This window comes from Kineosporia rhizophila (assembly GCF_021277265.1).
GTDB classification, from domain to species: domain Bacteria; phylum Actinomycetota; class Actinomycetes; order Actinomycetales; family Kineosporiaceae; genus Kineosporia; species Kineosporia rhizophila.
On the sequence record NZ_JAJSOH010000008.1, the window covers coordinates 286,227 to 294,871 of the forward strand.

At 69.3% G+C, this 8,645-nt stretch carries 5 protein-coding genes and 2 tRNA genes; 6 read left to right on the plus strand and 1 reads right to left on the minus strand.

Annotated elements, in window-relative coordinates:
• Positions 1 to 104 precede the first annotated feature (104 nt).
• Both LWF15_RS15115 and LWF15_RS37535 read left to right on the plus strand, forming a co-directional pair.
• On the plus strand, positions 105 to 1,760 hold the full coding sequence (locus LWF15_RS15115) for an NAD-dependent epimerase/dehydratase family protein (RefSeq protein WP_232811437.1): 1,656 nt from the start codon (positions 105 to 107) through the stop codon (positions 1,758 to 1,760).
• Positions 1,757 to 2,872, plus strand: coding sequence for a YlbL family protein (locus tag LWF15_RS37535; RefSeq protein ID WP_232811438.1), 1,116 nt, complete (start codon positions 1,757 to 1,759; stop codon positions 2,870 to 2,872). The genes LWF15_RS15115 and LWF15_RS37535 overlap by 4 nt, the downstream gene beginning before the upstream one ends.
• Positions 2,873 to 2,926: 54 nt before the next feature.
• Here the strand turns inward: LWF15_RS37535 and LWF15_RS15125 are convergent, their stop codons facing one another.
• Positions 2,927 to 3,487 (minus strand): PPA1309 family protein, encoded by a 561-nt coding sequence (locus tag LWF15_RS15125; protein WP_269810166.1) that lies wholly within the window; start codon positions 3,485 to 3,487, stop codon positions 2,927 to 2,929.
• Between the two features lie 112 nt (positions 3,488 to 3,599).
• Here LWF15_RS15125 and LWF15_RS15130 point away from each other — a divergent pair, with 112 nt between their 5' ends.
• The 4 genes from LWF15_RS15130 (at position 3,600) to LWF15_RS15145 (ending at position 8,472) form a co-directional block, all read left to right on the plus strand.
• Positions 3,600 to 6,641 (plus strand): UPF0182 family membrane protein, encoded by a 3,042-nt coding sequence (locus LWF15_RS15130; RefSeq protein WP_232811440.1) that lies wholly within the window; start codon positions 3,600 to 3,602, stop codon positions 6,639 to 6,641.
• A gap of 78 nt (positions 6,642 to 6,719) precedes the next feature.
• A tRNA-Met gene (locus LWF15_RS15135) sits at positions 6,720 to 6,793 on the plus strand.
• 333 nt (positions 6,794 to 7,126) lie between these two features.
• On the plus strand, positions 7,127 to 8,323 hold the full coding sequence (locus LWF15_RS15140) for a GH12 family glycosyl hydrolase domain-containing protein (RefSeq protein ID WP_232811441.1): 1,197 nt from the start codon (positions 7,127 to 7,129) through the stop codon (positions 8,321 to 8,323).
• Between the two features lie 75 nt (positions 8,324 to 8,398).
• Positions 8,399 to 8,472 (plus strand) — tRNA-Met (locus LWF15_RS15145).
• Positions 8,473 to 8,645 lie beyond the last annotated feature (173 nt).

Consider the following 8,645-nt stretch of genomic DNA (forward strand, 5'->3'; position numbering starts at 1 on the left):
GCCAAGGGCGAAAAACACGTTCTGGCTGCCTCAAGGGGCACGGGCGCTGTTGCGGGGAGCGACCCGGGGTGCCAGGAATCGACTGGTGATGATGGGATTCTGCCGTGACCCCGAAACGCCGCCCCCGCTTCGTGCTCGGATCTGCCGGGCAGACCGGGCCCGGTGTGATCGCGGTCACCGGTGCGGCCGGTCCCGCCGGGCGTGCTCTGGTGCGCTCGTTGCTGCGCCGGATGAGTGATTCGCCGCAGACCGCCCCGGTGCGGGTGATCGCGGTGGACACCGCCGAGCGGATCGAGCGGCTCACCGCCCCGCCGGCGCCCCGTCCCACCGAACCGGTCCGGATCGCGGATGACGGCGAGACCGAAGCCGATGTGCGGGATCAGGCCAAGGATGAAGCCAAGGATCCGGCCAAGGGGCAGGCCAAGGATCTGGCCGAGGGTGAGGCCAGGGATCAGGCCAGGGACGTGGAACCGGCCGGGATCGAGCCCGGCCTGGAGTACGCCGCCCAGACCCACACGCCAGACCGGGGAACGCCGTCTCTCGCTCCCGCCGAGCCGGAGAAGGAACCGGCCGATGCAGGCCAAGGCTCTGCGTCGTCCGTAATCGACGAACCGAACGCAACCACCGACAGCTCCCGCCCCCGCCGCCGCTCCTACCTCCCCGCCGGTCTGGCCTCCACGCTGACCGCGACGCGCAAGGAGCCGAAAGAGGAGCCCCAGGAAGAGCCTGCCAAGCCTGCCAAGAAGGACGAGCGCCCGTCCTTTCCCGAGCTCGGAATCGTGCCCGGTACCGACACCGGCGTGGATTGGCGGCCGGCGGACATCTCCTCACCGGATGTCGTTGCTGCCCTGGACTCGGCCGACGTGGTCGTTCACCTCTCCACCGCCGACGACCTGGCTCAGACCGTCACTGGAAACTCGTCCGACCGGCGGCTGCGCGCGGTGCGAGCGGCGCAGGCAGTCAGCATGGCCGCCGCCGCGGTCGGTGCCCGCCGCTTCGTCGCCGTTACCAGTGCCATGGTGCTCGGCGCCCGCCCCGACAACCCCGTACCCCTAGAAGACGACGCCACCTGCCGCGCTGATCCGGACGATGGGCTGGTCGGCGACCTCCTGGAGGTGGAACGCGTACTGGAGCGCATCCCGCGGGTGCACCCCGGTCTGGAGTTCACCCTGATCCGCCCGGCGGCCCTGGTCGGGCCGGGCGTGGACACGGCGGTCACCCGGCACTTCGAGGCCCCCCGGCTGCTGGTGCTCCGCGGCACCGGCACCCGCTGGCAGTTCTGCCACGTCGACGATCTGGCCGAGGCGATCTGGACGGTGCTGGCCAACGGGATCAGCGGCGCGCTCACCGCCGGCGCCGACGGGTCGATGGACGAGACGCAGGTCGAGCAGATCAGCGGGATGCGTCGTCTCGAGGTCCCTGCCGGGCTGGCGTTCAGTACGGCCGAACGACTGCACCGGGTGGGGGTGCTCAACACCCCCGCGAGCGAACTCGCCTACGTCGTGCATCCCTGGGTCATCGGTTCGACCGGGCTGCTCGCCGCGGGCTGGCGGCCGGAGCACGACAACGAGACCTGCCTGAAGGGGCTGCTCGACGACCAACGCCGTCGCCGGGCCACGCCGGGTTGGCGGGTGGACCGCCGGGAAGCGGCCGCGATGGGTGCGGCCGGTGCGGCGGTGGCGCTGCTGGGTACTGCCGCGATCGTGCGGCAGGCCAGGTCGCGGCAGTCCAAACGTCGTCGTTCTACGCTGGAGGGGTGACCGACCGTCCCGTGACCGAACCGTTGAGCCAGCCGGACGAGCAGGTCGGGGAGAGATCGAGCCTGTTCGACCCACGCACCGCGGTGATGCTGATCGCCTGCCTGTTCGCCGTGATCCTCTCGTCGCTCGTGGTGCTACTGCCGGTGAAGTACGCGATCCTGCGACCCGGCCCGGTCCTGAACACCCTCGGCGAGGTCGACGGTCAGCCGCTGATCTCGATCTCCGGGCACCAGACCTACGAGACGTCCGGCACGCTCGACCTGACCACTGTCTCGGTGCTCGGCGGTCCCGACCGCAAGGTCACGCTGCTGCAGGTCTTCGACGCCTGGCTGCGCGACAGCAGCGCGGTGGTCCCTGAGGAGCAGGTCTTCACCCCGGGGGAGACCCAGGAGCAGTCCGAGGCGGAGAACGCCGCCGAGATGACGTCCTCCCAGGAAAGCGCCACCGCGGCCGCGCTGTGGGCGCTCGGCATCAAGGTGCCCACCACGCTGACGGTGGCCGGTACCGACCCCGCGGCCCCGGCGGCCAAGACGCTCCAGGAGGACGACGTGATCCTCGGGGTGGACGGGAAGGCGATCGGCGATCTGGCGCAGTTACGCACCACACTGGCCGATTCCGAGCCCGGCGCCGAGGTACGGGTCCGGATCCGGCGCGACGGTCAGGTGCGCACCGTGTCCACCGAGACCACCCAGAACGCCGAGGGCGACACCGTGCTGGGGATCTACATCGTCCCCGACTTCGACTTCCCGTTCGACGTGAAGATCCAGATCGAGGACATCGGCGGACCGAGCGCCGGGATGATGTTCGCCCTGGGCATCGTCGACACGCTTACCCCCGGCGATCTGACCGGGGGTAAGGACATCGCCGGTACGGGCACGATCGACGCAGACGGCACGGTCGGCCCGATCGGAGGGATCCGGCAGAAGCTGGTGGGGGCGCGGGACGCGGGGGCCGAGTACTTCCTGGCCCCCGCGGACAACTGCAACGAGGTGGTCGACCACATCCCCGACGGCCTGGACGTGATCAAGGTCGAGACGCTCGACCAGGCCCGCACCGACGTCGAGGCCATCGCCAAGGGCGACACCGGCGGGCTGGCCCGGTGCGATTCCTGAGAAGACCGAACTGAGGACGTAGGTGCGCGCCGACGGCGCTCGGCGCACCTCGGTCTAGTCGAGAGTTGCGGCTACCCCTTCGACCAGACCGGGCGCCAGGTCGGGGCCGACGGCCACGCTGTCGTCCGAGTCGTGGTCACGGGCCCGCACCGCGCAGCAGTACTGGCCGCTGCGCAGCACCGCGGCCCCGAGCCGGACGTCGCGGCGCTGCGGGTGCTGCTCGATCCACTCGGCCGCGGCGTCCTCGTCGTCCGGGATCTGGCTCTCGGCCTCGGGCGGCAGAACGGTGCGCTCCACCACCACCGCGGCCCCGTCCACCGAGTCCGGCCAGGCGATCTGGTGCAGCAGTTCCTCCAGGTTGGAGGCCTGCGGCAGACCCTCCTGCTCGACCGCGGTGAGGTGGTCGGGGTCCTGCTGGGCGTTCTCGATCACCTCGGTGGGCAGCCGGTTGGCCAGGGACGGGTCCCGCTCGATCGCCGCCGCGGTGCGGACCAGCGCGAACACCCGCACCGGTGCGTCCCAGCCGGCGGTGGCGACGTGGCGCTCGAGCTCCACGATCACGCGGCGGACGGACAACGACCGGGAGTCGGCGAGTTCTTCAGTCACGGCCCGCATCCTCGCACCCTGACGATCATCGGGCCTCACCAGTGGCGCCGAACTGATTCACAGTCCGGTATCAGCTGCGTCAGGTAGGGAACCGGGCGCAACGTGGGTAAGTTCTCCTTGCGTGACGTACGAGCGCGATCCCCGCGGCCCCCGGCCGGTCCTCAACAAGCGCCGGCGCGGAGCACTGGCCCCCACGCTGATCACCCTCGGGGTGCTCATCGTGCTGGGCCTGATCGCGTCCCAGATGTGGACAGAGGTGCTCTGGTACCAGTCGGTGGGCTTCACCCAGGTCTACCGCACCGAGCTGATCACCAAGGTCGTCCTGTTCGTCCTGGGAGCCGTCGTGATGGGCGCCGCGGTCGCGGCGTCGCTGATGATCGGTTACCGCAGCCGCCCGATCTACGCGCCGGTCTCGACCGAGCAGGTCGGGCTGGACCGCTACCGCGAGAGCATCGAGCCGCTGCGCCGGCTGGTCGGCGTGGCCGTGCCGATCGTCCTGGCCCTGTTCGCCGGGTCGGCGGCCAGCCAGCAGTGGCAGACCGCGCAGCTCTGGCTGAACCGCACGTCGTTCGGCCAGAAGGACCCGCAGTTCAACCTGGACATCGGGTTCTTCGTCTTCACCCTGCCCTGGCTGCAGTTCCTGGTCAGCTTCCTGACCGCGGCGGTGTTCCTGTCCGCGATCGCGGCGGTGGTCACGCACTACCTCTACGGCGGGCTGCGGGTGCAGGGCGCCGGGCAGCGCCTCACCCAGGCCGCCCGGGTGCACCTGTTCGTGCTGGCGGCCTCGTTCCTGCTGCTGCGCGGCCTCGACTACTGGCTCGGCCGGTACGCGCTCTCCACCAAGGACTCGCAGCTCATCACCGGTCTGACCTACACCGACGCGAACGCCGGGCTGACCTCGCGCGGCATCCTGGCCGGCATCGCGGTGATCATCGCGCTGCTGTTCGTCGCCGCCGCGTTCGTCGAGCGGATCCGGCTGATCCCGCTGTACGGCACCGCCCTGCTGGTGATCTCGGCGATCGTGATCGGCGGCATCTACCCGGCCGCGGTGCAGCGCTTCCAGGTCCAGCCGAGCGCCCGCGAGCTGGAGCGGGACTACATCCAGAAGAACATCAGTGCCACCCGGGCGGCCTACGGCCTGGAGGACATCGAGGTCCAGAACTACAACGCCCAGTCCGAGGCGGACGAGGCCGACCTGCGCTCCACCGCCGAGACCATCCCGGGCATCCGGCTGCTCGACCCGGCCCTGGTCAGCCCGACCTTCGCCCAGCTGCAGCAGATCCGGCAGTACTACTCCTTCGCCGACAACCTCGACGTGGACAAGTACGAGATCGACGGCGAGATGCGCGACGCAGTGGTCGCGGTCCGCGAACTGAACCTCGACGCCGCGCCGCAGGCCCAGCGCGGCTGGGTCAACGACCACATCGTCTACACCCACGGCTACGGCATGGTCGCGGCGTACGGCAACGAGCGCACCTCCGACGGCCGGCCGGTGTTCCTGCAGTCCGGCATCCCCTCGACCGGTGAGCTGGAGGAGTACGAGCCGCGGATCTACTTCGGCGAGAACTCCCCGAACTACTCGATCGTGGGCGCGCCCGACGGGGCCGCCCCGCAGGAGCTCGACTTCCCGGACGACGGCAGCCCGAACGGCCAGGCCAACTACACCTACACGGGTGACGGCGGGGTGGAGGTCGGCTCGACCTTCCGCCAGCTGCTGTACTCGATCAAGTTCCAGGACCAGAACATCCTGCTGTCCAACCAGGTGAACGACGAGTCGCGGATCCTCTACGACCGCTCGCCGCGCGAGCGGGTGCAGAAGATCGCGCCCTTCCTCACGCTCGACGGTGACCCGTACCCGGCGGTCGTGGACGGCCGGGTCAAGTGGATCGTCGACGCGTACACCACCACCTCGCAGTACCCCTACTCCCGCACCCAGGTGCTGGAGGACGCGACGTCCGACTCGATCACCGAGACCACCACCGCGGTGGCCGCGCTGGACAGCACCCGGGTCAACTACATCCGTAACTCGGTGAAGGCCACCGTCGACGCGTACGACGGCTCGGTCAACCTGTACAGCTGGGACGAGAAGGACCCGATCCTCAAGGCCTGGACCAAGGTCTTCCCCAACACGGTCCAGCCGATGAGCGCGATCAGCGCCGACCTGATGTCGCACATCCGGTACCCGGAAGACCTGTTCAAGGTCCAGCGGGAGCTGCTGCAGCGCTACCACGTGGCCGACGCGAACGCGTTCTACTCGCAGCAGGACTTCTGGACGGTCCCGGCCGACCCGACCCGCGACGCGCGCAACTCGCTGCAGCCGCCGTTCTACCTGACCCTGCAGATGCCGGGCGCCGAGACCACCAACTTCTCGCTCACCTCCACGTTCATTCCGGCCGGAGGTAACCGGGGCGTGCTCACCGGCTTCCTGGCGGTGGATGCCGACGCCGGCAGTGAGAAGGGCCAGCGGCGGGACGACTACGGTCAGATGCGGCTGCTCCAGCTGCCGCGAGACACCGTGATCTCCGGCCCGGGCCAGGTGCAGAACGCCTTCACCTCCGACCCGGACGTCTCCTACCTGCTGAACCAGCTGCAACGCGGTAACGAGACCCAGGTGCTGCGAGGCAACCTGCTCACCCTGCCCCTGGCCGGCGGTCTGCTCTACGTGCAGCCGGTCTACGTACAGGGCTCCGGCAACACCGCCTATCCGTTGCTGCAGCGCGTGCTGGTCTCGTTCGGTGACGAGATCGGGTTCGCCGACACCCTCGAGGGCGCCCTCGACCAGGTGTTCGGTGAGGCCCGGCCGGACACCGGCGACACCGGGGGCGGCGACGACCCGGGCGAGGGCGAGGAGCCCGGCAGCGGCGACTCGGCCGTGGCCAGCGCCCAGCGGGAACTGCAGGACGCCCTGGACGACGCCTCCAAGGCCTTCCAGGACGGTCGCACGGCCCTGCAGAACAACGACTTCGCCGCCTACGGCGAGGCGCAGACGGCGCTTGAGGACGCTCTGCAGCGGGCCACCGAGGCCGAGACCGCACTGGAAGCCGCCCAGCAGGCGGCCGGGGAGGAGCCCAGCGCCACCCCGTCCGCCAGTGCCAGCCCGTCGGCCTCCCGCAGCGCCACCCCGAGTGCGTCGTCGAGCGCATCACCGAGCACGACGGACTGACCGGACGGTGACCTGAAAGCCTCGCGGCGGTGTCGATTTGCTGTCCGACCCGGACAGCGCCTACAGTTAAGACATCGCCGCGGGGTGGAGCAGTTCGGTAGCTCGCTGGGCTCATAACCCAGAGGTCGCAGGTTCAAATCCTGTCCCCGCTACAAGAAATCAAGGCCCGGTCTTCTCAGTGAGAAGACCGGGCCTTGGTATTTTGGCCGAAAAGGGAGAGTGCCGGTGGCGAAGGCGAGTGCAGATGGTGAATGTGAAGAGCGCTCGGCGAATGTGAACTGTGGCCCGGCGAGTGGGGCCGCCGCCACCGCGAACATCGTGGTTTTCCGCGAGATCCGACGCCAGATCCGCACCTTCGCTTAATTTCCCCTCAAATCCCTTCCTGCGGGCAACTTCTTGCCGGGCCCCAGCAACTGGACAGACGCAACCTGTCCCGATCGTGGCCTCGCTGCCGCGTGCCCTGACACCGGAAGAAGACGTCCTCCATGAAAGCTCGACTCATCGCAGCCGCCTCCGCCGTCGCCGTGGCGGCCGGCGTGACCGGCGGCATCGTGCTGTCCAGCCCGGCCTCGGCGGTCAACACCACGATCTGCGGCCAGTACGAGAGCAAGAAGGTCCAGGGCGGTGAGTACATCGTCCAGAACAACGTCTGGGGCACCTCGGCCCCCCAGTGCATCGACGCTTCCGAGGACGGCTTCACCATCACCCAGCAGGACGGGGTGAACACCGGTGGCGCCCCGACCGCCTACCCCTCGTTCGTCTGGGGTTGCCACTACAACAACTGCACCAACGACTTCGCGCCGATCAAGGCCTCCTCCAGCGAGTTCGACACGATCGGCTCCAAGGCCACGATGAAGTACAACACCGGCGGGGTCTGGAACGCCTCCTACGACATCTGGTTCGACCCGACCGCGCGCCGGGACGGCCAGAACACCGGCGCCGAGCTGATGGTCTGGCTGAACAAGGCCGGCGGGGCGCAGCCGGTCGGGTCCAAGGTCGGCACGGTCACCACGGCCGGCGGCACCTGGGACGTCTGGTTCGGCAACAGCGGCTGGAACGTGATCTCGTACGTCCGCACCTCGGCGGCCACCTCGATCGACTTCAAGGTGAGCGACTTCTACGACGACGCCGTGCAGCGTGGGTACGCCCAGTCGTCCTGGTACATGACCAGCATCCAGGCCGGCTTCGAGCCCTGGAGCGGTGGCAAGGGCCTCGCCCTGTCGGGCTTCTCCGTCACCAAGGGCGCCGGGGGCGGCAACACCACCCCGACCCCGCCGGCCACCGACGAGCCGGTGATCCCGCCGACCACCTCGCCGTCCACGCCGGTCACCACCCCGCCCACCACGCCGCCGACCACCGAGCCCAGCAACCCGGGCAACGGGTCCACGAAGTGCACCGCCGACTACAAGGTCACGCAGTCCTGGAACGGTGGCTTCCTGGGCGAGGTCACGGTGAAGAACACCGCGGGCAGCGCCACGAAGAACTGGAAGGTGGACTGGTCCTGGCCGTCCGGCCAGAAGCTGGTCTCCAGCTGGAACGCCTCGGCCGCCCAGACCGGCACCAAGGTCAGCGCGGGCAGCCTGAGCTACAACGGCTCGGTGGCCGGCAACGGCAGCACCTCGTTCGGCATGCAGGTCGAGGGTGCGCCGGCCGCGCCCAAGCTCACCTGCAGCGCGGCCTGACGTTGAGCTGACCGGGTAGCTGCTCCGCCCCGATTCGCGTTCTCACCCGTAAGTGGCCTAGGGTTGAGGAACCGACGCGGGGTGGAGCAGCTCGGTAGCTCGCTGGGCTCATAACCCAGAGGTCGCAGGTTCAAATCCTGTCCCCGCTACAAGAAGAAGAGCCCGGTCACCTGGAAACAGGGGCCGGGCTTTTCTATTCGGTGCCGCGCGTACTCGGTGTGAGGCTCGGTACGGGGCGTCGCTGGGCCGGAACCAAGAGTGCAGGGCCAGAAGCAGGGGGGCGGGCCAGAAGCAGGGGGGCGGGCCAGAAGCAGGGGGGCGG

Excerpts from the sequence above, each read along its gene's own strand:
- LWF15_RS15125 (WP_269810166.1), bottom strand. The coding sequence starts at position 3,487 with ATGCGGGCCGTGACTGAAGAACTCGCCGACTCCCGGTCGTTGTCCGTC.
- LWF15_RS15140 (WP_232811441.1), top strand. The coding sequence starts at position 7,127 with ATGAAAGCTCGACTCATCGCAGCCGCCTCCGCCGTCGCCGTGGCGGCC.